We start from the raw sequence: 26,708 nt of genomic DNA, 5'->3' as shown, positions 1-26,708 counted from the left end.
GCACCCGCACGGGCGCCGGGCGGTTTCAGGCGCCGCGGGAGCGGAAGGCGCGCCGGTAGTCGGTCGGCGGGACGCCGACGTGCCGGGTGAAGTGGCGCCGCAGGTTCGCGGCCGAGCCGAGGCCGCTGCGGCGGCTCACCTGGTCGACGGGCAGGTCGGTGGATTCCAGGAGCACCCGGGCGCGGCCGAGGCGCTGGTCGAGGAGCCACCGGGACGGCGTGGTCCCGGTGTGCGCGGTGAAGCGGCGGGCGAACGTCCGCGGGCTCATCCGCGCCCGCCGGGTGAGGTCGGTGACGGTCAGCGGCTCGTCCAGGTGCGCGGCGGCCCACTGGAGGACCGGCCCCAGCCCGTCCCCGTCGGTGCGGGGCACGGCGAGCTCGACGTACTGGGCCTGGCCGCCGGGGCGGTGCGCGGGCACCACCATGCGCCGGGCCACCTGGTTGGCGACGTCCGCGCCGAGGTCGCGGCGGACGATGTGCAGGCACAGGTCGAGCCCGGCGGTGCGCCCGGCGCTGCTGAGGACGTCCCCGTCGTCGACGTAGAGCACCGAGGCGTCCACCCGGACCTCCGGGTGCCGGCGCTGCAACTCGTCGGCGAACATCCAGTGGGTGGCGGCGGAGCGTCCGTCCAGGAGCCCGGCGGCGGCGAGGGCGAACGCGCCGGTGCACAGCGACACGATCCGCGCGCCCGCGCGGTGCGCCGCCGCGAGCGCGCCGGTCAGCGCGGGCGGCACCGGGCGATCGGACTCCACGTGGACGTACGGCAGCGCGGGCACGACCACCATGTCGGCGCCGGCGAGGGCGTCGAACCCGTGCTCGGCGTTGAGGGTGAATCCGAACTCCAGGCGCACGTCCCCGGGCTCGGTCGAGCACAGCCGCAGCCCGTACCACGGGACGGCGGGGTCGGCCCGCGCCGAGCGGAAGACCTGGCAGGCGATCCCGACCTCGAAGAACGGCATGTCCTGGAGGAGGACGAGGGCGACGGAGGCGCGCGTCATAGCCGTCCAACCTATGGCGAAAAGCGTGCGAACATCGGCGGATTTGCCACTCGTGGCCGCCGCACCCGGGCTGCGACCGTGGAACCCCGACCACTCCTCCGCACAAGGAACGAGCCATGCCCGAATCCCTCACGACCACGCCGGACTCCGCGGCCGCCCTCCCCTGCGCCGTCGTCGAGCTGCGGCAGTACACGCTCCGGCCGGGAGGCCGCGCCGTCCTGACCGAACTCTTCGACCGCGAGTTCGTCGAGACCCAGGAGGCCGTCGGGATGCGCGTCATCGGGCAGTTCCACGACGAGGACGACCCGGACCGGTACGTGTGGCTGCGCGGCTTCCGCGACATGGAGTCGCGGAAGGCCGCGCTCACCGCCTTCTACCTGGAGGGCGCGGCTTGGAAGGAGCACGGCGTCGCCGCCGCCGAGACCATGCTCGACTCCGACGACGTCCTGCTGCTGCGGCCGGTGGCGCCCGGCTCCGGCTTCCCGCCCGCGGGCGGGCGGCCGCCGGTCGGCGCGACGCCTCCCGAGTCACGGGTGACGGCGACGATCCTGCACCGGGAGGACCCTGTCGACGCCGCGTTCGCCGACTACTTCAACGACACGGTCGCTCCGTTCCTGACCGGCCTCGGAGCCCCTCCCGCCGCCCGCTTCCAGACCGAACCGGCCGAGAACACCTTCCCCCGCCTGCCCGTGCGGTCGGACGCGAACGTCTTCGTCTGGTTCACCGTCTTCGAGGACACCGCCCGTCTGCGCGACCACCTCGACCAGCTGGACAGGTCGCCGGAGTGGACCGAGCGGCTCCTGCCCGCCCTCACCGCCGGCTCCACGGCACCGCTGGAGCGGCTGGTCCTGTCCCCGACCGGCCGCTCGGCGCTGCGCTGAGGCGCCCCGGCAGGGTGGTCGATTCGTCCGTCTTTGTGGCGGGTGCGGCTTGTAGTGTGGTCCCGTGCTCATGGGGCGAGACCGCGAGCTCGACCACCTCGCCGGCCTGCTCGAGGACGCCCGCGCCGGGCGGAGCAGGACCGTGGTGGTCCAGGGCGAGGCGGGGATCGGCAAGACGGCCCTCGTCCACCAGGTCGTCGCTGACGCCGGGGAGATGCGGGTCGTCCGCGGCGTCGGCGTCGAGTCCGAGTCGGAACTGGCGTTCGGCGGGCTCCATCTGATGCTGCACCCCTACGCCGACCGGTTCGACGCGCTGCCCGAGCAGCAGGCGGCGGCGCTGCGGTCGGCTTTCGGCCTCGGCTCGGGACCGGCGGGCGACCGCTTCCTGATCGGCGCGGCCACGCTCACGCTGCTGTCGGAGCTGGCCGCCGACCGCCCGCTGGTGTGCCTGGTCGACGACGCGCAGTGGCTGGACACCGCCTCGCTGGACGCGCTGCTGTTCGCCGCCCGCCGGCTCGGCGCCGACCCCATCTCCATGATCTTCACGGCCCGGGACGGCGCCCGCCCGTTCCCCGACCGCGGCCTGGAGGTGCTGCGGCTGGCCGGGCTGGACCGCCGCGCCGCCGAGGACCTGGTGGCGGCGCACGCGCCCGGCCTGACCGTCCCGGTGCGGGAGCGGCTGCTGGACGAGGCGGCCGGCAACCCGCTCGCGCTCATCGAGCTGGGGAGCGCCCTGCGGTCGCGTCCCGCCCGTCCCGCCGAGCCGCTGCCGGTCGGCGGCAGGGTGCAGGAGACGTTCCGCCGCCGGCTGGCCGAGCTGCCGGAGGCCACCCGCCGGCTGCTCCTCGTGGTCGCCGCCGACGGCACCGCCGACCTCGCCATCGTGCTGCGCGCCGGGGACGCGCTCGGCCTGACCCCCGCCGACCTCGAACCCGCCGAGGAGGCCGGGCTCGTCGTCCTCGACGGCGAGGAGGTGCGGTTCCGGCACCCGCTCATCCGCGCCGTCACCTACCAGGACGCGGCACACCACCGGCGGATCGGCGTCCACGGCGCGCTGGCGCGGGTCCTCGGCGGCGACGAGCACGCCGACCGGCGCGCCTGGCACCTGGCGGCGGCCGCGACCGGCCCGGACGAGGACGTCGCCGCCGAGCTCGAACGGGTCGCGCACCGCGCCGAGCTGCGCGGCGGGACCGCCGCCGTCGCCACCGCCTACGAGCGCGCCGCGCGGCTCAGCACCGAGCCGGAGGGCAGGGCGCGGCGGCTCGTCCACGCGGCGCGGGCCTCCTACGACGCGGGACGGCCCGACCAGGCCGCCCGCCTCGCAGAGGAGGCCGAGCACCTCACCGCCGAGGACGGGGTCGTCGCCGAGGCCACCTTCATCCGCGCCCAGGTCGCCTACGAGCGCGCCTCCCCGGCCGCCGACGCCGAGCTGGCGCTGCGGGGCGCGGCGCTCATCGCCGGGAGCGACCCCGAGCAGGCGGTGGCCATGCTCACGGAGGCCGTCTGGTCCGCCCGGGACGCCGGGGCGCACGACCTGGTGCGGCAGAGCGTCGAGCTGCTCGGGACGGTGCGGCTGCCCGCGGGTTCGGCGAAGGCGCCGGTGACCGCCGCGCTGATCGCCTACGGGCGGCTGCAGGAGGGCGCGCCGGGGGCCGTCCCGCCGATGCGGGCCCTCTTCGAAGCCGCGCGGAACGGCGGGATCGAGGACGTCGTCGAACGCCTCATCGGCGGTTTCATGGGCCTGCTCGTGGCCGACGACCGCGGCGCGACCGGGCTGCTCGTGGAGATGGCGTCGGAGGCCAGGGCCAGGGGCGCGCTCGGCTGGCTCCCCTACATCCTGGAGCCCCTCGCGATCGGGCGGGTGCTGCTCGGCGACCTGCGCGGCGCGGACGCGGCGGCGGCCGAGGGCATGTCGCTGGCCGCCGACATCGGCATGGACATGCAGGTCACCGCGCTGAAGTGCATCACGGTGCGGCTGGAGTCGGACGCCGGGCGCAGCCGCGCCCTCGCGCCGGACGTCCTCGCGCACGCCGACCTGCACCCGACGAACGCCGCGCTCGCGTCCTGGGGCCTCGGCCTGCTCGACCTCGCCGAGGGGGACGCCCGCGCCGCCCTGGAGCGGCTGGACGCGGTGTGCTCCGGCCCGGCCCGGCACGACGTGCTGATCCGCGCCGTCCCCGACCACGCGGAGGCGGCGGTGCGCGCCGGGCGGCCGGAGCTGGCCCGCACCCACCTGCCCGCGTTCGAGACGTGGGCGGCGGCCGCGTCGAGCACCGCCCTGGTCTCCCGGTGCCGCGCCCTGCTCGCCGCCGGGGACGAGGCGGACGAGCACTACCGCACCGCCCTGAGCCTGCACGGCGACCGCGCCTACGACATCGCGCGGACCCGGCTGCTGTACGGCGAGTGGCTGCGCCGCCGGCGCCGCCGCACCGAGGCGCGGGAGGAGCTGACCGCGGCGCGGGAGGCGTTCGCCCGGCTCGGCGCCGAGTGCTGGGCCGAGCGCGCCCGCGCCGAACTGGAGGTCCTCGGGGACCGCCCGGCGGCCCGGTCCGGGGACGCCGACCCCCTGAAGCGGCTGACCCCGCAGGAGCTCCAGGTCGTGCGGCTCGCCGCCGCAGGGCTCAGCAACCGGGAGATCGGCGCGCAGCTCTACCTCAGCCCCCGCACGGTCGGGCACCACCTCTACAAGGCCTATCCGAAGATCGGCGTCACCCGCCGCGTCGAGCTGGCCCGGCTGGTATCGGACATCTGACTTACCCTGACCGGCGCACCCGCCGGCCCTGCCCCGGTGACACCGCCCTCTGAGCCCGTCCACCCCTGCTGGCCTGCGGTGTCGCACATCCGTTCGATGACCGATGCGGGCCGTCCGGTCGCGCTCGTAGCGTCGTGGCACCTCGAACGAACGGAGAACCACGATGCTTCTGGAGAACAAGACCGCGGTGATCTACGGCGGCGGCGGGGCGATCGGCGGCGCCATGGCGCGCGCCTTCGCGGCCGAGGGCGCGCGCGTGTTCCTCGCCGGCCGCACCCCCGCCACGCTCGACGCCGTCGCCGAGGAGATCCGGGGCGCCGGCGGCCTCGCCGAGACGGCCCGCGTGGACGCCCTGGACGAGGACGCGGTGAACGGCTGGGTCGACTCGGTCGTGGAGACGGCCGGCAGCGTCGACGTGTCCGTCAACGTCATCTCCCAGGACGCGCTGTTCGTGCCCCTGATCGACATGCCGGTGGCGGACTTCGGCCGGGCCATGGAGAAGGTCGCCCGCTCGTTCCTGCTGACCACCCAGGCCGCCGCGCGGCACATGGTCAAGCAGGGCTCGGGCGTGATCCTGCACTTCGGCGGCTCCGACAGCACCAACCGCATGCCCGGCATCGGGACGGTGCAGATCGGCTGCGACATGGTCGAGGCGATGCGCCGCCAGTGGGCGTGCGAGCTCGGGCGGCACTCGGTCCGCGTCCTGTCGATGCGGACCGGCGGCATCCCCGAGTCCATGCCGGACATCCCGGACATGGAGCCGGTCAAGCAGCAGATGGTGGACGCCACCCTGCTCAAGCGCGCCGCGACCCTCACCGACGTCGGCCGCGTCGCCGCCTTCCTGGCCTCCGACCACGCCGCCAGCCTGACCTCGACGCAGGTCAACATCACCGCCGGCGCCCTGGTCGACTGACGGGGGCCTTCTCGGCGCCGCCTCCTCCGCTCCTCGCGCGCGGAGAGACGGCGCGACGGGGGCGGTGACGCCTCGCCCGCTCCGACGGTCCGCACCCCCGGACCGGGCGAGGCGTCATCCCGGCATCCCGTCCCGGCTCAGCCGCGACCGCCCGGCTTCGGGACGAAGGCCGCGGCCGTCAGGGCGCCCCAGCCCGTGATCTGCCCCCGCTTCACCGGCAGCAGGCCGGGCTCCCGGTGGTCCTTCACGGCTAGGACGCGAAAGCCCAGGTAGGCGTAGCTCTTCGGATCGATGAAGATCTCACTGCGCAGGTAGCCGTTCTCGACGCGGTAGAGGGTGACCCCGCGGCGCCCCCCGAGATCGGCGGCCGCGGGCTCGTAGCGCACGCCGGGGATCCGGGCCGCGGCGCCGTACAGCGCCGCCTCGATCTTCGAGGGGAGGACGGCGTCGCGCATGGAGCGGGTGACGAGTTCGAACGCCGCGGAGTCGCGCTCCTCGGCGGTCGGCGGCTTCGGCTTCGCCTTCTTCATCAGCGCGTACTTCTCGCGTGTCCGCTTCGGCAGTCCCTCCGGGACCGGCTTGCTCCACTCCGCGAGACGCCGGGCGTACTCGGCGTCGACCGTCTTGTAGATCCGCGCGAGCACCGCGCCGGGGTCGGTCGGCAGGGAGAGCAGTTCGGGATAGGTCGGGGTGTACTTCGAGCCCTCGGCGACGCGCAGCCTCCCGTTCTCGACCACGGCGAACCGCTTGCCGTCCGTCCGGCGCCAGAGTTCCTGGGTGCGGGTCTTCGCCGGGGTGCCGAAGAGCGGGCGCCCGCCGCCTTCCTGGGTCTCCGCGTAGACGGTCTTCACGTAGGCCCACTGCGCCGGGCCGAGCTTCGGGACGGGCTTGGTCGCCGCGACCAGGGCGGCGTTGCGGGCCAGGTCCTGGGGGCCGCCGACCGGACGCAGGGCGACGGGCTCGGGCTCCCGGTCATCCTGTCCGATGGCGACGACGGCGGCGACCGCCATGGCCCCGGCGAGGGCGCCCGCCGTGAGGAGGCGCCGGCGGCCCCGCCACGGCCGGGCCTGGGAGGCGGGCGCGTCCTCGCTGAGCCGGACGCGCAGGCGGGCCTTGGCCATGCGGTCGTACTCGGGCACGTCCGGGCGGCCCTCGCGGAACAGGGTGATCTCGTCTGTGGTCATGTCGCGCTCTCCTGGAGGGGGTGGACGCCGCCGAACGCGCGGTGGAGCTTCTTGCGGATCCGGTGCAGGCGGGACTTGATCGTGCCGACGGGGACGCCGAGGGCCTGGGCCGCCTCGTCGTAGCTCAGTTCGGCCCAGGCGATGAGCAGGAGCAGGTCGCGGTCGGCGGCCGAGAGGCGGGTGAGGGCCGCGGCGAGCTCGGGCCGCAGCCGGCCCGCCGCCACCCTGGCGGTGCTGCGCTCGTCGAAGCCCTCCTCCGGCCGGTCCGGCGCCGCGCGGGCCAGGGCCCGGTTCCGGCGGGCCTCGGCCCGGCGGTGCTCGCGCAGGGCGTGTGTCGCGATCCCGTAGAGCCAGGGGCGCGCGTCCGGTCGTCCGAGGTCGTACCGCCCGCGCTTGCGGAACGCTGCCAGGAACGTCTCCGCGACGACGTCCTCGGCCATGTCGGGGCCGAGGCGGCGGGCGACGTAGCGGTGGATCTCGTCGCCGTGCCGGTCGAAGATCTCCGCGAAGCGCTCGGGCCGCCGGAGCGACTCCCGCAGGACCGCGGCGTCGGTCACCGGACCGGGAGGGACGTCCGGTTCCGTCCCGGAAGGCGCGGTCAACATGGGCCACGTCCGTTCATGGGGGTCCTTTCGGTTGGCTGTCACCCGGTACTCGACCGGTCGCCGCGAACGGGTTCCCTCTGCATGCGGGGCGGCACGGGGTGCGTGGGCGGGCCTTCGGCGTCCTTCCTGGTGAATCCCCCAGGGGTGGTCAGGTGGCCGGGCCCGGGTTGGCGGCTCGCAGGGCTTCGGCTTGGAAGGCTTCGGCTTGGAGGGCATCTGTGATGGCGTCCTGCCAGCTCGCCAGGAAGGCGGGGTATTCGGCGGCGAACCGGTGCAGGTGGGCGGCTCCCTCGTCGGAGAGCGCGGTGAGCTCGTAGGTGACGGTCACCTCGCTGTGCCCGTCCGCCTCGTCCAGGACGACGGAGACGGTTCCCGCGCTGGTCCCCGGAGTGACGCGCGCGTAGCGGATGCGCCGTCCCGGCGTCCCGTCGACGACGATCCAGGTGGTGGTGCGCTCGCCGGCGTGGGTCTGGAAGACCGTCTCGGGCCTCGCGTCGTCGGTGACGGGCGCGGGGAAAGACGGTTCCCACCCCGGCACCCAGCGCCGCTCGCCCCGTGCGGTGAAGAGGGGGAACGCCTCGGCCGGGGGCAGCGGGACGGTGATGCGGCCGGCGAGGCGGTGCCGGACGCCGCTCATCGCGGCTCGTCCAGGGTGTGCGCGTCCGCGGCGGTCAGCGTCAGGCCGTAGACGTCCTTGAGCTGCTCGATCTTGGCGAGCGTCTCCGGCGAGAAGGGGGCCTTGCCCTCGAAGGCGTGCAGGGCGATGCCCTCGACCAGATCGCCGAGGGAGAGGTCGAGGTACTCGGCCAGCGCCTTGAGGACCTTGAGCACGTTGCGCTCGACGCGCACGCCGGTCTGCACCCGTTCAACTTTTACCATGGTACCAAGTTACCAGTTTCGCTGTGGGCGGGGCCTTGCCGGGCAGGGGCGAACGGCGGCGCGGGGTGGCCACGCAGGGACGATCGCCCTACCTTGGACGATCACGTGATCTACGGACGTGACAGACAAGAGCGGATGGAGCGGTATGTCGGAGCCTTCGGCCGGACCTGGCAGCACCGGCGGAGAGCCGCGGACGAAGGGGCGTCCCTCCACGGACGACGACCGCCGGCACTGGATGTGGCGGCCGTCCTACCTGGCGGCGGGCTTCGCGGTCTCCTTCGTGCTCCTTCTAGCGGTCCGCAGCGACACCTTCTACTGGGTCGCGGTCCTCGGGATGCTCGGGCTCGCCATCGTGGTGCTCCTGGCCTTGCAGCTGGCGCTCTACAGGCCGTTCGGCGGTCCCGTCCCCTATGCCACGGACGGCACCGACCGCCAGGGCCCGGTGAAGTACCACTACAAGGTCCTGGTCAGGCGCTACCTGCTGGTCATGGCGGTCGCCGCCGTGCTGGTGGCCGTGCCGCTCGCCGTCGGCGTCGGCTACCTCGGCCCGTTCCTCGGCGCGGGGCTGGTCTCGCTGGGGATGGGGACGAGGTTCTGGCTTCCCCAGATCATCGCCGCGCGGAGATGCGCCCGGGTGCTGAAGGTCTACGACTTCGAGTTCCGCGCCCCCATACGGAAGACGAACCTGGGGGCCAAGGGAGTGCGCTCCCTGATCCTTGGCGGCGACGCCGCGCCGCGCATGTCCGCCCGGGAGCCGCTGTTCTCCGACCGGTGGCCCAAGGAGATCGGCCTCGGAGCGTGGTTCGCCGGGGACGAGCCCTTCGGCGGCGTGATCCTGGTCCCGGGCACGGGCGAGCTGATGTGCATGCAGCCCGAGAACTGGGCCGCGCTCGACAAGGCCCGGCGCGAGGCAGGCCTCGAGCGCCAGGAGCGGGCCAGGCGAGCCGGCCTGGCGCGCAAGCGGATCTAGCGGCTCCGGCCGGTCCAGTAGCTACGGCGTGATGACGAGCTTGCCGCGCGTGTGCCCGCCGCGGCTCTCGTCGAACGCCTCGCCCGCCTTCTCCAGCGGGAACGTCCCGGCCACCTCCACCGTGAGCGCGCCGCGGTCGGCCATGGCCGCCAGCTCGGCGAGCTTCGCCCCGCTCGGACGGACCCAGATCCAGTGGCCGCCGTGCTCCTCGACCGTGTTGTCCGCGACCGACACGTGCCGCCCGCCCTCGGCCAGGACGGCGAGGGTCGTGTCCAACTGGCCGCCCACGAAGTCGGCGACCGCGGACACGCCGCCGGGCGCCAGGTCCCGGACGCGCTCGACCAGCCCGTCCCCGTAGGCGACGGGCTCGGCGCCGAGGCCGCGCAGGAAGTCGTGGTTCCGCTCGGAGGCCGTGCCGATGACGCGGGCGCCGCGGTCGCGGGCGATCTGGACGGCCAGGCTCCCCACCCCGCCGGACGCCGCGTGGACCAGCAGCACGTCGCCCGGCCCGATCTCAAGGCGGTCCAGGGAGCGCTGCGCGGTCATGCCGACGAGCGGCAGCCCCCCGGCCTGGTTCCAGTCGAGCGCCGCGGGCTTGCGCGCCACGTCGTCGGCCGCGACCGCGACGTACTTCGCGAACGTCCCGGCGCCGACGACGTCCTTGCGGGCGTAGGACATGACCTCCTCGCCGTCCGCGAAGTCCGGCGTGTCGGGGCCGCTGCCCCGCACGACGCCGGCGACGTCCCAGCCCGGGATGACGGGGAACACCGCGTCCATCATCCCGTCCAGGCCGCCGGCCATGACCTTCCAGTCCACGGGGTTGACCCCCGCCGCGCGGACCTCGATCAGGACCTGCCCGGGCCCGACCTTCGGGTCCGGGACGTCCCCGACCCGGAGGCGCGAGTTGTCGGCGGCGAAGGAGTCATAGGTGACGGCACGCATTCCCTCAACCTGCCACCCGACCGGCCCGGCAAACATGGCGTGCAACACGTAGGGAGTTCCCTACGTTTGACAGGTAGGAAATCCCCTACATATCTTCGTGCGCATGAACATCACGCATGTGCGGCTGCTGACCGTGCCGGTCTCCGACCAGGACGCGGCCAAGGACTTCTACGCGACCAAGTTGGGCTTCGAGGTCGTCGCGGACCGTTCGACGGGCCCGATGCGCTGGCTCCAGCTGGCGCCCAAGGGCGCGGAGACGGGCGTCGTCCTGGCGGACCACGTGCCCGGCGCGGCGCCCGGCAGCGTCCACGGGCTCATGCTGGAGACGTCCGACCTCGACGCGGACTGCGAGCGCCTGCGCGCCGCCGGGGTGGCGGTCGAGGGCCCGCAGGACCTGCCCTGGGGGCGGCAGGCGACGCTGACCGACCCCGACGGCAACGGCATCGTGCTGGCCGCGCGGTGACGGTGGACGTCTTCGCGGCCCTGGCCAGCCCCGTCCGGCGGGAGATCACCGCGCTCCTGCTGGACGGGCCGCGCCCGGTCAACGACCTCGCGGCGCACTTCTCGATGAGCCGCCCGAGCGTGTCGGAGCACCTCAGGGTGCTGCGCGACGCCGGGCTGGTCAGCGAGCGGCGCAGCGGCCGGCAGCGCCTCTACCGGCTGGAGCCCGCGCCCCTGCGCGAGCTTTCGGAGTGGCTGTCCCCCTACGAGCGGTTCTGGCGGGAGAAGCTCGCCGACCTGCGCGATCTCCTGGACGAGGAGGACCTGTGACCCCCGTCATCGAGGCGGCCGGGCTGGTCAAGCGGTTCGGGGGCGTCCGGGCCCTCGACGGGCTCGACCTCGTCGCCGAACCGGGGCAGGTCGTCGCGCTGCTCGGCCCGAACGGCGCGGGGAAGACGACGTTCGTCCGCGCGGTGGCGACGCTCGTCCGGCCCGACGGCGGCACCCTGCGCGTGGACGGCGTCGACGCGGCCCGCGAGCCGGGCCGGGTGCGGCGGCTCATCGGCCTGGCCGGCCAGTACGCGGCGGTCGAGGCGGCGATGACCGGGCGGGAGAACCTGGAGATGATCGCCCGCCTGTTCGGCCAGGGCCGCCGGACCGCCCGCGCGAGCGCGGCCGAAGTGCTCGACCGGCTGTCCCTGGGCGAGGTCGCCGACCGTCTCGTCCGCACCTACTCGGGCGGAACGCGCCGCCGCCTCGACCTCGGCGCGAGCCTGGTCGGCGCGCCCCGGCTCCTGCTGCTGGACGAGCCCACCACCGGCCTCGACCCGCGCGGCCGCATCGAACTGTGGGACGCCATCGGCGGCCTGGCGGCGGGCGGCACGAACGTCCTCCTCACCACCCAGTACCTGGACGAGGCCGACCGCCTCGCCGACCGCGTCGTGATCATCGACAGGGGCCGGGTGGCCGCCGAGGGCACTCCCCGCAAGCTGAAGTCGCGGATCGGCGGCGACCTCGTCGAGGTCCACGTCCGCGACCGCGCCGCACTGGCCCCCGCCGCCCGCGCCCTGGAGCCGATCGCCCCCGCCCACACCGACCCGTCGTCCCTGCTGGTGACGATGCCCGCCGAGGACGGCCCCGACGACCTGCTGAAGGCCGTCCGGGCCCTGTCCGACCACCACGTGGCCATCGAGGACGTCACCCTGCGCCGCCCCACCCTCGACGAGGTCTTCCTAGCCCTCACCACCAACCCGGAACGGACCCCGTCATGACCGTCCCAGCCGCACCCCCCACCGCCCACGGCTCGCCGATGACCCGGGTGGCCGGCGGGGCCGGGTTCGGAGCCGCGACCTGGGCGGTCGCGCAGCGGGGGGTCCGGCGGACGCTCCGGACGCCGCAGATCCTCGTCATGGGGCTCGCGCAGAGCGTCGCGTTCCTGCTCATCTTCCGGTACGTGTTCGGCGGCGCGATCGGCACGGGCGGCGTCGGGTACGTCGACTACATGATCCCCGGGCTGCTGACGGTGAGCGGCCTGTTCGCCGGGATGAGCGCGGCGGTCGCGGTCGCCGAGGACCTCGCGTCCGGCTACCTGGACCGGCTGAGGTCGCTGCCGATGCCGCGCACGGCCGCGCTCGCGGGGCAGGTGGCGGCCGACACGGTGCGGGTCGCGCTGATCCTCGCGGTGAGCGCCGCGCTGGCGTTCGCCGTGGGGTTCCGGGTGCACGCCGGCTGGGGATCGGCGCTGGCCGGGTTCGGGCTGTGCGTGCTGTTCGGGTTCGCGTTCGTGTGGATGTTCGTGGCGCTGGGGCTGCTGACCGCGAGCCCGCAGGCCGCGCAGGGCGTGGGGTTCCTCGCGCTGCCGCTGAGCTTCGTCTCCGGCGCCTACGTCCCGGTGGAGACGATGCCCGGGTGGCTGCGCGGCTTCGCCGAGCACCAGCCGGTCACCGTCATGATGGACGCCGTGCGCGTCCTCACGCAGGGCGACGCGGCGGCCCTGGGCCACGCCCCCGGCTACTACGTCTGGCGGTCCCTGGCGTGGACCACCGGCATCGTCCTAGTGTCCGGCGCCATCGCCCTGACCCGCTTCCGCAAGATCTGACATGGGCGCAAATCGTCGTGAGCGTAGGGCGCGACGTGGGCGGATGGCGGCCTGGGCGCAGGGTGTGACATGGGCGCCGGCCACGACGAGGGCGCAGGATGCCAGGTGAGCGAGGACGCGACTTCAGCACAGGGGCACGACTGGGCGCGGGGTGCGATGTGGAGGTGGGGACATGAGTGGTGAGCGGGCCTCGATCGAGGTGGACGAGTTCCTGCCGCATCCGCCCGCGAAGGTGTGGCGGGCGCTGACCGAGCCGGAGCTGCTGGCCCGCTGGCTGATGCCGAACGACTTCAAGCCCGTCGTCGGGCACCGCTTCACCTTCGCGGCCAAGCCGATCCCCGCGGTCGGCTTCGACGGGACCATCGAATGCCGCGTCCTCGACGTCGACGAACTCCGGCTGCTGCGCATCAGCTGGCGCGGCGGCGGCCTCGACACGACGGTGACGTGGCGGCTCGTCGCCGAGGGGCGCGGAACGCGCCTGTTCGTCGAGCACGCGGGCTTCGACCTCGACGACCCCGTCAACGCCTACGCCTTCCGCGGGATGGGCGGCGGCTGGCGCTCCGGCATCTTCCGCGCCCTCCGGGAAGTGCTCACCGACCTGCGCTGACCCCCGTCGCAGGCCGGTGAGCACTTCCAGGCGCTCGGTCAGGCGACGGGTTCGAGGGGCGGCTCGTCGGCGAACTGGGTGCGGTAGAGGTCGGCGTAGCGGCCGCCTGCGGCGAGGAGCTCCTCGTGGGTGCCGCGTTCGATGATGCGGCCGCTCTCCACGACGAGGATCAGGTCGGCGGCGCGGACCGTGGACAGGCGGTGGGCGATGACCACGGCGGTGCGGCCGTCGAGGGCCTCGGTCAGGGCCTCCTGGACTGCGGCCTCGGACGTGGAGTCGAGGTGCGCGGTGGCCTCGTCGAGGATCACGACGCGCTGCCTGGCGAGCAGGAGCCGGGCGATGGTGAGGCGCTGGCGCTCACCGCCGGACAGGCGGTAGCCCCGCTCGCCGACGATGGTGTCGAGGCCGTCGGGCAGGCCCTCGATGAGGGTGTCGAGGCGGGCGCGGCGCAGGACGTCCCACAGCTCCTCGTCGGTCGCCTCGGGGCGGGCGAGCAGGAGGTTCTCGCGGATCGACTCGTGGAACAGGTGGCCGTCCTGCGTCACCATGCCGAGCGTGTCGCGGATGGCCTGGAACGACAGGTCGCGGACGTCGACGCCGCCGAGCCGGACGGCGCCGGAGTCGACGTCGTAGAGGCGCGGCAGCAGCTGCGCGATCGTCGACTTGCCCGCGCCGGACGAGCCGACCAGGGCGACCATCTGGCCGGGTTCGGCGCGGAACGATACGTCGTGCAGGACGTCCACGCCGCCGCGGGTGTCGAGGGTGGCGACCTCTTCGAGGGAGGCGAGGGAGACCTTGTCGGCGGACGGGTAGGCGAAGGTGACGTTGTCGAACTCGACCGCCACCGGGCCCTCGGGCACGTCGCGCGGCTCGGGCTTCTCGCTGACGAGCGGCTTCAGGTCGAGCACCTCGAAGACCCGCTCGAAGCTCACGAGCGCGCTCATCACCTCGACGCGTGCGCTGGCCAGGGCGGTCAGCGGCGCGTAGAGGCGGGTGAGCAGCAGGGCCAGGGCGACGACGGCGCCGGCGTCGAGGTGGCCGCGCAGGGACAGGAACCCGCCGACGCCGTAGACGAGCGCGAGGGCGAGCGCGGAGACCATCGTGAGCGCCGTGATGAAGACGTGCTGCACCATCGCGGTGCGGACGCCGATGTCGCGGACGCGGCGGGCCCGGGCGGCGAACTCGGCCGACTCGCGCGCGGGGCGCCCGAACAGCTTCACCAGCGTCGCTCCGGGGGCGGAGAAGCGCTCGGTCATCTGCGTGCTCATCGCGGCGTCGTGCGCCGCGGCCTCGCGTTCGAGCTTCGCCAGGCGGCTGCCCATCCGGCGGGCCGGGAGGACGAAGACGGGCAGCAGGACCAGCGCGAGCAGGGTGATCTGCCAGGAGATGCGCACCATCACGGCGAAGGTGAGCAGGACGGTCACAAGGTTGCTGACCACTCCGGAAAGGGTGTCGCTGAACGCGCGCTGGGCCCCGATCACGTCGTTGTTGAGGCGGCTGACCAGGGCGCCGGTGCGGGTCCGGGTGAAGAAGGCGACCGGCATGCGCTGGACGTGGTCGAACACGGCCGTGCGCAGGTCGAGGATCAGCCCCTCGCCGATGCGCGCGGACAGCCAGCGGTTGAGGAGGCCGAGGGAGCCCTCGGCGAGCGCCAGTACGGCGATCAGAACGGCGAGCCACACGACGGTGGACGTCGCCTCATGGTCGACGATCGCGTTGACGACCCACCCGGCGAGCACCGGCGTCGCCACCGCGATGACCGCCATCACCACGCTGAGCAGGAGGAATGCCGTGAGCAGCCCCCGGTGCGGGCGGGCGAAGCGGCCGATGCGCCCCAGCGTCGCCTTGGAGAACGGCCTGCTGTCCCGTGCGTTCATGGCGTGGTGCAGCGACATCCACGCCGTGACTTCCATGTCCATGGAGACCCCTGTGATCGTTAACCTGGAACAGCGAGCATGCGACCTCAAGAAAGGTTGAGGTCAAGCCGCCGCCGGATCCCAGGGTCCCGCGGGGGTACGACATTCCGCGAGAGGAAGGCGGCCTGTGGACATCGACGAGCTCCGGTCCGACACCCCCGGCTGCGCGAAGGTGGCTCACCTCAACAACGCCGGAGCCGCCCTGCCGCCGCGTCCCGTCATCGACGCCGTCGCCGGGCACTTCGAACTGGAGTCGCTGATCGGCGGATACGAGGCGGCCGAGCGCAACGAGGCGCCGATCGCGCGCTTCTACGACGCCGTCGCCAGGCTCCTGGGGGCCCGTCCTGACGAGATCGCCTTCGTGGAGAACGCCACCCGAGCGTGGGACATGGCGTTCTACGCGATCCCCTTCGCGGACGGCGACCGCATCCTGACGACGACGAGCGAGTACTCCAGCAACGCCATCGCCTACCAGCAGGTGGCGGCGGCCAAGGGCGCGCATGTGGAGGTCGTCCCGGACGAGGCCGACGGCACCCTGTCCCTGGACGCGCTGGAAGCCGAACTGGCCAAGGGCGACGTCCGGCTGGTGTCGCTGAACCACATCCCCACGCACAACGGGCTCGTCAACCCGGCCGCCGAAGTGGGACGGCTGTGCCGCGAGCATGGCGTCCTGTACCTCCTGGACGCGTGCCAGTCGGTGGGGCAGCTCGCCATGGACGTCAACGAGATCGGCTGCGACATCCTGTCGGCTACGGGGCGCAAGTACCTGCGCGGCCCGCGCGGCACGGGCTTCCTGTACGTCCGGCACGGAATCCTGCAGACGCTCGTCCCGCCGTTCCTCGACCTCCAGGCCGCCGACTGGAAGGCCCCGGACGGGTTCGTGATGCGCGACGACGCGCAGCGGTTCGAGACGTGGGAACGGCACGTGGCCGGGCAGATCGGGCTGGGCGTCGCCGCCGACTACGCGGCCGGCCTGGGAATGGCGGAGATCGAGGACCGCGTCCTCGGCCTCGCCGCCCGGCTCAGGGAGGAGCTGGCCGCGCGGCCCGGCGTCACCGTCCTGGACAAGGGCGCCCGCCCGTCCGGCATCGTCACGTTCACGGTGGAGGGCCGCGACCCGGCGGCCGTCAAGGCGGCGGCGAGAGAGGCCGGCGTCAACGTCAACGTCACCAACCCGGTCTCACACGGATACGACCCGCACGCCCGTCCAGCGGCCGTGCGGGCCTCCGTGCACTACTACAACACCGACGAGGAGCTGGAACGGCTCCTGTCCGTGCTGCCCTAGGCCGGGCAGTTCACGTGTTGGAACGCGCCGCGCTGATGTCGGCGAGCGCCGACGCGGCGTCCTTCTCGATCGCCAGGTCCCCGATGGACACGATGCCCACCGGACGGCCGTCCTCCATGACCGGGAGCCGCCGCACGGACCGTTCCCGCATGATCTGCGCGGCCCTGTCGAGGGAGTCGTCGGGCCCCACGGTCGCGGTCACCTTGCTGGCGATCTCGCCGATCCTCGCCTTGGCGGGGTCGCCGCCCGCGGCGAGCCCGCGCACCACCAGGTCGCGGTCGGTGACGACGCCCTTCAGGTCGTCGCCCTCCGCCACCAGGACCGCACCGATGTCCTCGTCGCGCATCGCACGCGCCACGGTCACGATGTCGAGTTCCGGCGACACCGACGTGGGCGAGCCGGTCATGATGTCGCGGACTTTCGTGGCCATCGCTCACACACTCCTTGCTCGTGGGTCGTAGCCGGGATCGATGCGGCCCCTACCCTCCGAAGGCGCGATCACTCATCGCGTCCGGAACGGTGCGAGCACCCGCCGCGCGGCCGGCTCGTCCACCACGAGCCGGTTCGGGTCGGAAGGCGCGGGACGGACCGGGATCGTGTGGAAGGCGGCCCCGTCGCCCTTGTCGAACCCCCGCGCGAGGGAGCGCAGCGTCCCGGCGTCCAGCTTCGGCGTGCTCTCGACCGAGCCGGCCGCGACGGCGAGGAAGCGCGCGAACCTCAGCGGGTCCCGCGACATCATCTCCCTGGCCTTCCGCGCCACCGAGGCGAGGAACTGCTGCTGGCGTTTGACGCGGTCGAGGTCGGAGCCGTCGCCCAGGCCGTGCCTGGTCCGGACGTAGGCGAGCGCCTGCGTCCCGTGCACCAGGTGCCTGCCCGGGGGCAGGTGCAGCCCGGACTTCTGGTCGGACACGGCCACCGGCAGCGTGATCTCGACCCCCCCGAGCGCGTCCACCACCTTCTTGAACCCGGCGAAATCCACGGTCACGGTCTGGTCGATCGGGACGCCGGTCAGCGACTCCACCGTCTTCAGCGTGCAGGCGGCTCCGCCGAGCGTGAATGCCGCGTTGACCGTCGCCCACTGCGCCGGGTTCTTCCCGCATGCGGGGATCCGTACGAGGACGTCCCTCGGGATGCTCACCACCTGCGGCTTCTTACGGTCGGCGGGGACGTGTACGAGGATCAGGGTGTCCGAGCGCTGCGGGCCGCCTCTGTAGCGCGCGTCCAGCCCGATGACCAGCACGTTCAGCGCCTTGGTCGCGGCGGGCGGGGTCGGGTTCGGCGTCGCGGGCCGCGCGCCGCGCCCGTGCAGCAGCACCACCGGAACGAGGATCGCCGCGGCCGTCACCGCCGCGACCACGCCGAGCAGCGTCCACCGCCCCGGGCCGCGGCGCCTGCGCCGCGCCCCGTCGAGCAGCCGGTTCCGCTGCCGGGCGAGGGACGGCGGCGGCTCGTGCTCCAGGTCGCGGCCGAGGTCGCGGAGCAGTTCCAGGTCGTCCACGGTCACGCCTCCTCGCGCGTCGGGTCGGTGTCGCCGAGCGCCGCGCGCACCTTGCGCCGCGCCCGGTTGAGGCGGGAGCGGACCGTCCCGACCGGGATGCCGAGCGCCCGCGCCGCCTCCTCGTAGGACAGGTCGCCCCAGGCCACCAGCAGCAGGACGTCCAGGTCGCGGCGCGCCAGGCCGGACAGCGCCGCCGCCAGCGCGGGACGCGTCGCCGACGCCGTCACCCCCGCCGCGACGCGGTCGTCGGGCCCCTCCACCGGGCCGTCCACGGGGCTGCGCCGCAGCGCCCGGTAGCGCGCGGCCTCCGCGCGGTGGTGCCGTGCGACCAGCTTCGTCGCGATGCCGAACAGCCACGGCCGCGCGTCCTGCTGCGCCAGGTCGTAGCGGTGCCGCTTGCTGAACGCGACCAGGAACGTCTCTCCGACGACGTCCTCTGCGGGCTCCGGACCGAGCCTGCGGGAGACGTACCGGTAGAGCATCGCCGAATATCGGTCGAACAGCGCGGCGAACGCCTCGGGATCGGCGAGCGAACTCTCGATGAGAGCCGCGTCGCACTCCCGAGCCGTGGGGGGAACGGTCATCGCGGCCACCATGGCATGCGCACCGGGCCTTCCCGTGCGGGGACGTTGTCAGCGGTGTATCTCCGCAACCCGCGTTACGAGTTCACGCTGGACCTGAGACACGGCCCCGCGGATACGGATTCCGGCGAACCTTCCCGATAAAATGCGCATCCTCATATGCACGGGGTTGTCGGCAGGACCGCTCCGCCGCCTGTCGGGGTACGAGCAGAGGGGGTCTGCACGTGGGCGACGACGCCGAACTTGACGAGGAAGCGGCGCGCAACGGAACCGCCGAGTTCCGCGTACCGGCGAAGGTCAACATGACCCGTCCGGACATCGCCGTCCGCCGTCCGGTGAAACCGCAGGACGAGGCCGGCGACGAGTCGGCCGACGCGTCCGGCGACGAGGAGGCGGCGGAAGAGCCGGGCGAGAAGCCCTCGGCGAGCCCCACCTGGTACGTCCAGTTCACGCCTCCCGAGGCCGAGGAGCCCGAACGGGACACGCCGTCCCCTGCCGCGCCTCCGCCCCCGGAGACCAAGCCTTGGCGCCCCACGTCCCAGTCCGTCCGCGACGAGGAGCCCGCCCAGGAGGAAGAGGCCGCGTCCCCGGCGGACGAGGCCCCGGCCGAAGAGCCCCCCGCCGACGACCCGACCCAGACCACCGCACCCCAAGAGGACCGCGCGGCCCCCGCCGCGCAGGAGCGCGAGGGGCGCGGCGCCTCGGCCCCTGGCCATGCCGCGCCCCCGACGCCCAGCGATGCCCCACCCCCGGCCGTGACACCCCGAACCAGCGGCAGGCACGCGGCACGCCCCGCCCCCGAACGCCCCCAGGGCGAAGCTCCCCAGGAAGACCCAGGCGACGTCCAAAAACCACGCGGCAAGCGAGCCCGGCCGGCGCCCCCTGACGGCGAACGCGGCCCGCGGAGCACGCCCGCGTCCGCCGCACGCCAGGAAACACCTCGCGAAGCGCACGAGAACGCAGCACCACCCGCCCGATCACAACAAGCACCACCTCAGGAGACCGAGCAGGCCCAGGGCGCAGCTCCACGCACCGCCCCAGCCCAGCCGCAACGCCAGGAGCGCCCCAGCGAGGCCCGCGGGAACGCGGCACCTCACGAGAGCGAGCGGGCACAGGGTGCGTCCCGCCCCGCTCCTGCGCAACGGCAGGAACGGCCCGGCGACGCCCGCGGTAACGCGGCACCACCCGCTCCGCCGCAACAGGCGGGACCTCAGGAGCCCGAACGGCCACAAGGCGCAGCTCACCGCGCCACTCCGGCTCAGCGGCAACCGCAGGAACGTCCGGGCGACGGCCAAGAACCACGCGGCGAGCGAGCCCGGCCGGCGCCCCCTGACGGCGAACGCGGCCCGCGGAGCACGCCCGCGTCCGCCGCACGCCAGGAAACACCTCGCGAAGCGCGCGGGAACGCGGCGCAGCCCACCCGATCACAACAAGCGGCACCGCAGGAGACCGAGCATCCCCAAGGCGCGGCCCCACGCCACAACCCGGCCCAGCCGCAACGCCAGGAACGGCCCGGTGACGCCCGCGAAGCGCGTGGGAACGCCGCACCACCTGCCGCATCCCGTCAGGCGGCACCTCGGGAGCACGGGCGGCCCCAGGGCGCGGCTCCACGCCCCGCTCCTGCGCAGCCGCAGTGGCAGGAACGTCCGGGCGACGTCCATGAAACACGGGGCGATCGGGGCCGACACGCGCCCCCTGACACCGAACGCCCTCAGGGTGCGCCGGCGCCACAGCAGGAACGTCCCGGCGGAGCGCACGGGAGCGCGGCGCCGGCCGCCTCGCGGCATGTGGTGCCTCGGGAGAACGAGCGGGGCCAGGGTGCGGCCCGTTCCGCTCCACCGCAGCGCCAGGAACGTCCCGGTGACGTCCACGAGTTGCGCGGCAACCGGGCGCTGCCCGCGCCGCAACGGCACCCCGCCCCGCCCGACACCGAACGGCCCTGGGGCGCGGCCGGGCCGGGGACGCAGCAGGAAGCGCCCGGCGACGTCCGTCCTCAAGCGCTCTCCCCTGCCGGACCCACGCGGATCGAGCGGTTGCCTGACCTGTCGTCGCAGGGCGGTCCCTGGGAGGCTTCGCTTCCGGCCCCGACGGCGCGGACGTCCGGGCAATGGAGCGTGCCCTGGGACGGGGAGGCGCCACCTCCCCAACCGCCCGAGCCCGCCGTGGCGGAGAAGCGCAAAGGCAAGCGGCGCTGGCTCGTCGTGGTCGCGGCCATGCTGGTCCTCGTGGCCGGGGTCGTGGCGGGGCAGCTGCTGCGGCCGCCGCCCAACCCGACGGTGCGGCTGACCATCGCGTCCAGCCACACCTTCCCCGGGCAGGCCCCGACGCTGCCGTGGCCCGGGGTGGGCCAGGCGGTGCTCTACGTGGACGGGGTCGGGACGATGGGCTCGTCGGGCGGGACGGTGCCGACGCCCACGGCGAGCGTCGCCAAGGTGATGACGGCCTACGTGTACCTGAACGACCATCCGCTGAAGCCCGGCGAGGCGGGGCCGGTGCTGACCGTGTCACCCCAGGCGGCGGCGCAGATCCCGGCGCGCAAGAGGCGCGGCGAGTCGCTGCTGGAAGTCACGGCGAACCAGCGGCTGACGCAGCGCAAGGCGCTGGAGGCCCTGCTCATCATCTCGGCGAACGACGTGGCGCACGAGCTCGCGCGCTGGGACTCCGGCAACGAGCAGGCGTTCGTGGCGAAGATGAACGCCGCGGCGCAGCGGCTCGGCATGACCTCCACGCGCTACACCGACCCGAGCGGCTACCACTCCGGCACCGTCAGCACGGCCGCCGACCAGGTGAAGCTGCTGCGGGCGGCGATGAAGATCCCGGCGTTCACCGAGATCGTGAACAACCGGATGTACGTGCCGGACGGCGGCGGCTCCCCCCGGCAGGGCGGCAACTTCATCCTCGGACGCAACGGCGTGGTCGGCGGCAAGACCGGCTACACCGACGCGGCGGGCGGGAACTTCGTGTTCGCCGCGCGCCGGGACGTCGGCGGCACGCAGACCCTGATCGTCGGCGCGGTGATGGGGCAGCGCTCCCCCAGCGCGGCGGACGCCGTCAACACGGCGGAGGGCATCCTCGTCGCGGCCGAGCAGGCCATCGTCGCGGCGCCGCTGGCGCGCCCCGGCCAGACGGTCGCCTGGCTCGACGACGGGCTCGGCGGCCGGAAGGCGCTGACCGCCGCGTCGCCGCTGAGCATCGTCGGCTGGCCCGGCCTCACCGTGCCCGTCCGATTCGACGGCGACCCGCCCGCCGAGCCCGAGCGCGGTGCCAAGGCCGGTGTCGTGGACGCGGGCGCCGCCCGGGTGCCGGTGAAGGTCGGCACCGGAAGCCCCCCGTCCATCGTCAAGCGACTGACGCGCCTCGGCTAGCGACGTTGACGCGCGGCGTGCCACCCCTGTCCAAGCGCTGACAGGGGCAGCACGCCGCAAGGCAACGCGGGGAGCGTCGGCATCGAGCCGGCCGACGTCCGCGGACCCCGGCGTCAGGCGTACAGGGCCGACAGGAAGCGGATCAGCAGGGCCTCGCGGGTGGCGGGCGGCAGGGCGTCCAGGATCGCGTTGACCATGGCCATCTCCGGTTCCGCGCCGCCGGCGAGGTCCACGCCGACCGACGCGAGCAGCCCCGCGAACCCGGCGTCGTCCAGGCTGTCGAGGTCGAGGCCGGCGAGCGCCTCCACCAGGTCGGACGGGACATCCGGCGGCCCGGCGGCGCGGGCGGCCTTCACCGCGTCGGCCAGCGCGGCCAGGAGCGCGTCGACGTCGCTGACCCCGGTCAGCGTGAAATGCAGGTTCGGCGGGATGCCCTGGTAGGACAGCTGCGGCTGGAAGAACCAGCCGCGGGCGCGGGCCTCGTCGGCTACGACGAACACGTCCAGCTCCGGGTCGGACGAGGCGACGGCGACGAGCGGGGCGGCGGGCTCGCCGAGCACCCGCAGGCCCGGAATGCCCGCGATGCCCGCGGCGAGCCGCTCGGCCGCGCTCATCGCGGACTCGGCGAGTTCCCGGTAACCGCGCGCGCCGACCGCCATGAGGGTCGCCCACGCCGCGCCCAGCGGCCCCGCGCTCTTGCTGCTCTGCACGCCCGCGTTGATGACGGTGTAGCCGGGCCATTCGGCGGACGCGAAGTACGCGTGCCGGCGGAGCGACTCGTCCGCGAACAGCACGACCGAGGCCCCCTTGGGCGAGTAGCCGTACTTGTGCAGGTCGCAGGAGAGGGACGTCACGCCCGGCACGGACAGGTCGAACGGCGGGACGTCCCGTCCGGCGTCGCGCAGCCAGGGCAGCACCCAGCCGCCGACACAGGCGTCCACGTGGCACGGCACACCGGCGGAGGCAGCGATGGAGGCGATCTCCGGGACCGGGTCCATGACGCCCTGCGGGTAGGACGGCGCGGAGGCGACGACGAGCACCGTGCGGGGCGTGAGCGCGGCGGCGGTCGCGGCCGGGTCGGCGCGGAACGCGTCGTCCACGGGAACGTGCACGACCTCCAGGCCGAGGTAGTGCGCGGCCTTGTGGAACGCGGGGTGCGCCGTCGCCGGCAGGACGATCTGGGGCGTGCCGTCCACCGGCCGGGCATCCCGCGCCGCCTTCACCGCCAGCATGATCGACTCGGTGCCGCCGCTGGTGAAGATGCCCGACCCGCCGCCGAGCTTGCCGGCGACCGCCCCGACGATCCGGCGTTCGAGCGCGACGATGCTGGGGAAGGCGGTCGGGTCCAGGCAGTTCACCTCCAGCATCTCCTGGTAGGCGGTGGCGGCGAGGTCGTGCACCGCCTCCCGCCCGGTGTCGTAGACGTAGGCGGTGACCTGGCCGCCGCGCACGGGCAGGTCGGCGTCCCGCAGCCGGGCGAGTTCGGCGAGCAGCTCGGCGGCGGGGCGGCCGGCTTCGGGAAGGGGGTCAGACGGCATGTTCCGGTGTTTCCTCGATCGGGAGGTGGGCGGCGGCCCGCCGGCGGTAGGCCAGCAGGAGGGGGACGCTGAGCAGCAGGAGCACGGCCGGGACGAGCGTGAACCCGGCGGTCAGCCCGCTGAGGGCGGAATCCGGCTGGACGACGGGGGTGTCCAGGTCGGAGGACTGGAACGACGAGGCGGCCAGGATCAGCGCGAAGACGCCGGGGCCGAGGGCGAGCGCGCCCGTCTCCGCCGCCGTCCACAGCCCGGTGAAGGCGCCGGACTGCGCGTGCCCGGTCCGCCCGGCGTCGGCGTGGACGGTCTCGGGCATCAGCGACAGCGGCAGCAGCTGGACGGCGGCATAGCAGACGCCGACCACGGCGCTGAGGGCGAGGACGCCGGCGGTGGAGGTGATGAGCGGGTAGGCCGCCGCGGCGGCCGCGGCGAACACCACCAGCGCCGCGGCGTAGCAGCCGACCTCCCCGTACCTGCGCGCCAGCCACCGCCACAGCGGGACGGCGAACGCGCTCGGCGCCACCATGCAGACGAACATCGCCGAGGTGAGCCCGTAGTCGTCCAGCCGGTAGGTCGCGACGTAGGGCGCGCCCGCCAGCATGATCGCGACGGCGAGGGTGTTCCCGACGTGCGCGCCGAGCAGCAGGAAGAACGGCCGGTTGCCGCGGGCGGTGCGCAGCGCGGCGACCAGCCCGAGCGGGTGCGGCCCCGGGCGGGAGGGGATCCAGCGGGTCGCCAGCGTGCTGGCCACCATCGCCGCGCCCATGATGACCCCGATCACGGCCCCCATCAGGGCGTATCCGGCGCGCCCGCCGCCGGCGGCGCCGGTCAGGACGGGCGCGAGGCCGCCGGCGACCAGGATGCCGACCGTCAGGCAGACGACCCGCCACGCCATCGCTCGGCCGCGCTCGGACGGCTCGCCCGAGATCTCCGCGGGCAGCGCCACATACGGCACCTGGAAACACGCGAACGCGCTCGCGGCCAGCAGGAACATGATCCCGGCCCAGCCGGCGGCGAACCCCGGGGAGTCGACCGGGACGGCGAACATCCCGGCGAACAGCAGCGGCAGCGTCACCGCGCCCAGCAGCAGCAGGCGGGTGCGGCGCCCGGTCCGGACGGCCTCGCGGTCGCTGGCGGCGCCGACGACCGGGTTGAGCAGCACGTCCCACGCCTTGGGCACGACCAGGACGGCCCCGGCGATCGCGGCCGTCACGCCGAGGACGTCGGTGAGGTAGTAGAGGAGGAGCAGCCCGGGGACCGAGGAGAAGACACCGGTGCCGATCGAGCCGACGCCGTAGCCCAGGAGGCGCCGGCGGGGCAGTGCGGTATTCGTTTGGAGCGGCACGTTGGTCATCCGGCGCCGCCGGAGCGCATCCGGATCGCGGCGGAAACCGTCCGGCGCATGTGGGCGCGGAACCGGGCGACCGCCTGCGGGTCGTCCAGTTTCCGGCGTTTCCCCTGCTGGTCGAGGATGCCGCCCGCACCGAACCCGTGCGTGCACCAGACGACCGTCCACACGAGGTAGTCGAGATCGACCTCGTCGCCCACGACCGCGCGGACGGCGTCGCTGGTCATCTGCATCAGCGGCCGGACGTAGTCGTCGTCCAGATGCGCGACGTCTGCGGCGTCCGACAGCCACCGGTGCATCCACAGGGCGGGGATCTCAGGCTGCTCCAGGCAGAGCACGACGTACCGGTCGACGAGGGTGAGGAGGCCCTCCTCGTCCGGGGTCATCTCGGCGATGGCCTTCTCCAGCACCTGCCGCTCGGCGCGGTGGGCACGTTCCATGACGATGAGGTACAGGTCGCGCTTGCCGCCGACGTGGTAGGCCACGGTGGCGACGTTCAGCCCCGCCGCCTCGGCGATCATGCGGGTGGACGTCCCGTCGTAGCCCAGCGCGGCGAACAGCCGGGTCGCGGCCTCGATGATCCGCTCTCGCCCGTTGTCGCTGCTGCTCATGCGGCCAAAGCTAGGCGCTCGGACCGCGCTCGGTCAATCGCTTGATTGAACCGCCGGGGGCGCGGTGAGCCAGACGGTCAGCACCATCTCCAGCTCCAGCCGCAGCTCCGGCTCGTACATCCGCTCGCCGAACAGCTCCTCCAGCTGGTGGAGCCGGTACCGGACGGTCTGCGGGTGGACGTGCAGCCGGTGCGCGACCTCGGTGGCGTTGAACCCGTTCTGCAGGCAGGAAAGCAGCGTCCGCATGAGCCGCTCGCGGTGCCGGGGCCGGACGCTCTTCAGCGGCGCCAGCCGCTGCTCCGCGACGGCGCGCACCAGTTCCTCGTCCTTGAAGACGACGAGCGCCGGCATGTGCTCGGCGCAGCGGATCAGCCGGTCGGACGGCAGGATGCCGCGGCGCGCGAGCGGCAGCGCCTCCCGGGCCCAGCGCAGGGACCTGGCCGCGTCCTCGGTGCGGACGGTGGGTCCGAGCGCGGCGACCCAGTCGCGCAGCGCCGACTCCAGCATCCGGCCGCGTCCCGGGCCCTCGGGGTCGGGGACGAGCAGGCAGGGTTCGCGGCGGTTGACGTCGGCGAGCACCTCGGGCGGCAGCGACGGCGGCGAGAACGGCCGCCGCTCCCGCTCGTACAGGACGACGGCGGCCACCGTGCGCGGGACGCGCCACTGGGCGAGGCGGGCCAGGTCGGCGACGGCCTGCGGGGCGGCGGGCGGCTCGGCCAGCAGCAGGTCGAGCAGCCGGCGGCGGCGGTGCTCCAGCTCGCCGGCCTCCTGCGCGCGGGCCTTGGTGTAGCCCTCGGTGGCGGCGCGGGCGATCTCGTCCAGGAACGCGAAGATCGCCTCGGCGATGCCGGCGAGGGTGCGCGGGGAGATGTCGTACCGCTCCGACTCGGCGGCGAACCGGCGCCAGGCGACCCGGGCACCGAGCCGCATCGAGGTCTGCAGGACGTCCAGGCTGCGGCCCTCGCGCGCCTCCGCCCAGCCGATCTCCCGGTAGACGGCGGCGACCGGCTCCCAGGAGCTGCCCGGGTCCATGATGAGGTCGACGAACTGGCGCAGCGCCCCCTCGACGGCGAGCCGGACGAGGCGCGCGTACTCCTCGTCCTGCGGCCGGGAGTACTCGGGGATCCCGGCGAGGATCTCCTCGATCATCTCCTCGGCGAGCGCGTCCAGGTGAGGCCGGAACATGGCGGACAGCTCGCGGGGGACGCCGGCCAGGGGCTTCAGCGGTGAGCGCTCTCCAAGGCTCGTCGTCACGTTCTCACCTCCCGCACCGGAAGCTACAGAGGACCTTCCGGGCGGG

General features: G+C 74.0%; 26 protein-coding genes. 11 read left to right on the top strand and 15 right to left on the bottom strand.

Annotation, left to right across the window (positions count from 1 at the left end):
* Window positions 1-25: 25 nt before the first annotated feature.
* On the bottom strand, window positions 26-997 hold the full coding sequence (locus ABWI07_RS00975) for a GlxA family transcriptional regulator (protein ID WP_149259335.1): 972 nt from the start codon (window positions 995-997) through the stop codon (window positions 26-28).
* A 116-nt stretch (window positions 998-1,113) separates the two neighbouring features.
* Here ABWI07_RS00975 and ABWI07_RS00970 point away from each other — a divergent pair, with 116 nt between their 5' ends.
* From ABWI07_RS00970 to ABWI07_RS00960, 3 genes are all read left to right on the top strand, one after another.
* Window positions 1,114-1,878, top strand: coding sequence for an NIPSNAP family protein (locus ABWI07_RS00970; RefSeq protein WP_353817287.1), 765 nt, complete (start codon window positions 1,114-1,116; stop codon window positions 1,876-1,878).
* 70 nt (window positions 1,879-1,948) lie between these two features.
* Complete coding sequence (locus ABWI07_RS00965) at window positions 1,949-4,630, top strand: ATP-binding protein (RefSeq protein ID WP_353817502.1); 2,682 nt, start codon at window positions 1,949-1,951, stop codon at window positions 4,628-4,630.
* 163 nt (window positions 4,631-4,793) lie between these two features.
* Window positions 4,794-5,543, top strand: a complete 750-nt coding sequence (locus ABWI07_RS00960) for an SDR family NAD(P)-dependent oxidoreductase (RefSeq protein WP_353817286.1) — start codon at window positions 4,794-4,796, stop codon at window positions 5,541-5,543.
* Window positions 5,544-5,680: 137 nt separating this feature from the next.
* Here ABWI07_RS00960 and ABWI07_RS00955 read toward each other — a convergent pair whose 3' ends face one another.
* From ABWI07_RS00955 to ABWI07_RS00940, 4 genes are all read right to left on the bottom strand, one after another.
* Complete coding sequence (locus tag ABWI07_RS00955) at window positions 5,681-6,727, bottom strand: CU044_5270 family protein (RefSeq protein WP_149259332.1); 1,047 nt, start codon at window positions 6,725-6,727, stop codon at window positions 5,681-5,683.
* A complete protein-coding gene (locus ABWI07_RS00950) occupies window positions 6,724-7,332 on the bottom strand; it encodes an RNA polymerase sigma factor (RefSeq protein WP_149259331.1) in 609 nt (202 codons plus the stop codon). The genes ABWI07_RS00955 and ABWI07_RS00950 overlap by 4 nt, the downstream gene beginning before the upstream one ends.
* Before the next feature lie 148 nt (window positions 7,333-7,480).
* Window positions 7,481-7,969, bottom strand: coding sequence for an SRPBCC family protein (locus ABWI07_RS00945; protein WP_353817285.1), 489 nt, complete (start codon window positions 7,967-7,969; stop codon window positions 7,481-7,483).
* A complete protein-coding gene (locus ABWI07_RS00940) occupies window positions 7,966-8,211 on the bottom strand; it encodes a hypothetical protein (protein WP_149259329.1) in 246 nt (81 codons plus the stop codon). The genes ABWI07_RS00945 and ABWI07_RS00940 overlap by 4 nt, the downstream gene beginning before the upstream one ends.
* Window positions 8,212-8,356: 145 nt before the next feature.
* On the opposite strand from ABWI07_RS00940, the gene ABWI07_RS00935 reads away from it, so the two are divergent.
* Window positions 8,357-9,181 (top strand): hypothetical protein, encoded by an 825-nt coding sequence (locus tag ABWI07_RS00935; protein WP_353817284.1) that lies wholly within the window; start codon window positions 8,357-8,359, stop codon window positions 9,179-9,181.
* Window positions 9,182-9,202: 21 nt separating this feature from the next.
* On the opposite strand, the gene ABWI07_RS00930 is transcribed toward ABWI07_RS00935, so the two are convergent.
* Window positions 9,203-10,123 (bottom strand): NADP-dependent oxidoreductase, encoded by a 921-nt coding sequence (locus tag ABWI07_RS00930; protein WP_353817283.1) that lies wholly within the window; start codon window positions 10,121-10,123, stop codon window positions 9,203-9,205.
* A gap of 103 nt (window positions 10,124-10,226) precedes the next feature.
* Here ABWI07_RS00930 and ABWI07_RS00925 point away from each other — a divergent pair, with 103 nt between their 5' ends.
* From ABWI07_RS00925 to ABWI07_RS00905, 5 genes are all read left to right on the top strand, one after another.
* A complete protein-coding gene (locus ABWI07_RS00925) occupies window positions 10,227-10,586 on the top strand; it encodes a VOC family protein (RefSeq protein WP_353817282.1) in 360 nt (119 codons plus the stop codon).
* Window positions 10,583-10,894: an ArsR/SmtB family transcription factor gene (locus tag ABWI07_RS00920; protein WP_353817281.1), complete on the top strand. Its 312-nt coding sequence runs from the start codon at window positions 10,583-10,585 to the stop codon at window positions 10,892-10,894. The genes ABWI07_RS00925 and ABWI07_RS00920 overlap by 4 nt, the downstream gene beginning before the upstream one ends.
* Window positions 10,891-11,835 (top strand): ATP-binding cassette domain-containing protein, encoded by a 945-nt coding sequence (locus ABWI07_RS00915; protein WP_353817280.1) that lies wholly within the window; start codon window positions 10,891-10,893, stop codon window positions 11,833-11,835. Before ABWI07_RS00920 ends, ABWI07_RS00915 begins: the two co-directional genes overlap by 4 nt.
* Complete coding sequence (locus tag ABWI07_RS00910; RefSeq protein ID WP_353817279.1) at window positions 11,832-12,662, top strand: ABC transporter permease; 831 nt, start codon at window positions 11,832-11,834, stop codon at window positions 12,660-12,662. Before ABWI07_RS00915 ends, ABWI07_RS00910 begins: the two co-directional genes overlap by 4 nt.
* Before the next feature lie 172 nt (window positions 12,663-12,834).
* Complete coding sequence (locus ABWI07_RS00905; protein WP_353817278.1) at window positions 12,835-13,269, top strand: SRPBCC family protein; 435 nt, start codon at window positions 12,835-12,837, stop codon at window positions 13,267-13,269.
* A gap of 38 nt (window positions 13,270-13,307) precedes the next feature.
* Here ABWI07_RS00905 and ABWI07_RS00900 read toward each other — a convergent pair whose 3' ends face one another.
* Window positions 13,308-15,188 (bottom strand): ABC transporter ATP-binding protein, encoded by a 1,881-nt coding sequence (locus ABWI07_RS00900; protein WP_149259323.1) that lies wholly within the window; start codon window positions 15,186-15,188, stop codon window positions 13,308-13,310.
* A gap of 124 nt (window positions 15,189-15,312) precedes the next feature.
* On the opposite strand from ABWI07_RS00900, the gene ABWI07_RS00895 reads away from it, so the two are divergent.
* Window positions 15,313-16,470, top strand: coding sequence for an aminotransferase class V-fold PLP-dependent enzyme (locus ABWI07_RS00895; RefSeq protein WP_149259322.1), 1,158 nt, complete (start codon window positions 15,313-15,315; stop codon window positions 16,468-16,470).
* Window positions 16,471-16,480: 10 nt separating this feature from the next.
* Here ABWI07_RS00895 and ABWI07_RS00890 read toward each other — a convergent pair whose 3' ends face one another.
* The 4 genes from ABWI07_RS00890 to ABWI07_RS00875 form a co-directional block, all read right to left on the bottom strand.
* Window positions 16,481-16,900 (bottom strand): CBS domain-containing protein, encoded by a 420-nt coding sequence (locus tag ABWI07_RS00890; RefSeq protein WP_149259321.1) that lies wholly within the window; start codon window positions 16,898-16,900, stop codon window positions 16,481-16,483.
* Window positions 16,901-16,972: 72 nt separating this feature from the next.
* On the bottom strand, window positions 16,973-17,974 hold the full coding sequence (locus ABWI07_RS00885) for an LCP family protein (protein ID WP_353817277.1): 1,002 nt from the start codon (window positions 17,972-17,974) through the stop codon (window positions 16,973-16,975).
* Window positions 17,971-18,552, bottom strand: a complete 582-nt coding sequence (locus tag ABWI07_RS00880) for an RNA polymerase sigma factor (protein ID WP_235036780.1) — start codon at window positions 18,550-18,552, stop codon at window positions 17,971-17,973. The genes ABWI07_RS00885 and ABWI07_RS00880 overlap by 4 nt, the downstream gene beginning before the upstream one ends.
* A 1,421-nt stretch (window positions 18,553-19,973) precedes the next feature.
* On the bottom strand, window positions 19,974-20,546 hold the full coding sequence (locus ABWI07_RS00875) for a hypothetical protein (protein ID WP_353817276.1): 573 nt from the start codon (window positions 20,544-20,546) through the stop codon (window positions 19,974-19,976).
* A 117-nt stretch (window positions 20,547-20,663) separates the two neighbouring features.
* Between ABWI07_RS00875 and ABWI07_RS00870 the strand changes: the two genes are divergently transcribed.
* On the top strand, window positions 20,664-21,914 hold the full coding sequence (locus tag ABWI07_RS00870; protein WP_353817275.1) for a D-alanyl-D-alanine carboxypeptidase family protein: 1,251 nt from the start codon (window positions 20,664-20,666) through the stop codon (window positions 21,912-21,914).
* A gap of 113 nt (window positions 21,915-22,027) precedes the next feature.
* On the opposite strand, the gene ABWI07_RS00865 is transcribed toward ABWI07_RS00870, so the two are convergent.
* From ABWI07_RS00865 to ABWI07_RS00850, 4 genes are read right to left on the bottom strand one after another with little or no spacing between them, the layout of a single operon-like run.
* Window positions 22,028-23,452: a pyridoxal phosphate-dependent decarboxylase family protein gene (locus tag ABWI07_RS00865; protein WP_353817274.1), complete on the bottom strand. Its 1,425-nt coding sequence runs from the start codon at window positions 23,450-23,452 to the stop codon at window positions 22,028-22,030.
* On the bottom strand, window positions 23,442-24,803 hold the full coding sequence (locus ABWI07_RS00860; RefSeq protein ID WP_353817273.1) for an MFS transporter: 1,362 nt from the start codon (window positions 24,801-24,803) through the stop codon (window positions 23,442-23,444). The genes ABWI07_RS00865 and ABWI07_RS00860 overlap by 11 nt, the downstream gene beginning before the upstream one ends.
* Window positions 24,800-25,408 (bottom strand): TetR/AcrR family transcriptional regulator, encoded by a 609-nt coding sequence (locus ABWI07_RS00855; RefSeq protein WP_149259316.1) that lies wholly within the window; start codon window positions 25,406-25,408, stop codon window positions 24,800-24,802. Before ABWI07_RS00855 ends, ABWI07_RS00860 begins: the two co-directional genes overlap by 4 nt.
* Before the next feature lie 33 nt (window positions 25,409-25,441).
* Window positions 25,442-26,662, bottom strand: coding sequence for a PucR family transcriptional regulator (locus ABWI07_RS00850; RefSeq protein ID WP_235036778.1), 1,221 nt, complete (start codon window positions 26,660-26,662; stop codon window positions 25,442-25,444).
* Window positions 26,663-26,708 lie beyond the last annotated feature (46 nt).

This window comes from Actinomadura sp. NPDC000600 (genome assembly GCF_040492135.1).
Classification (GTDB): Bacteria; Actinomycetota; Actinomycetes; order Streptosporangiales; family Streptosporangiaceae; genus Spirillospora.
This window is presented reverse-complemented; position numbering and strand designations above follow the sequence as displayed.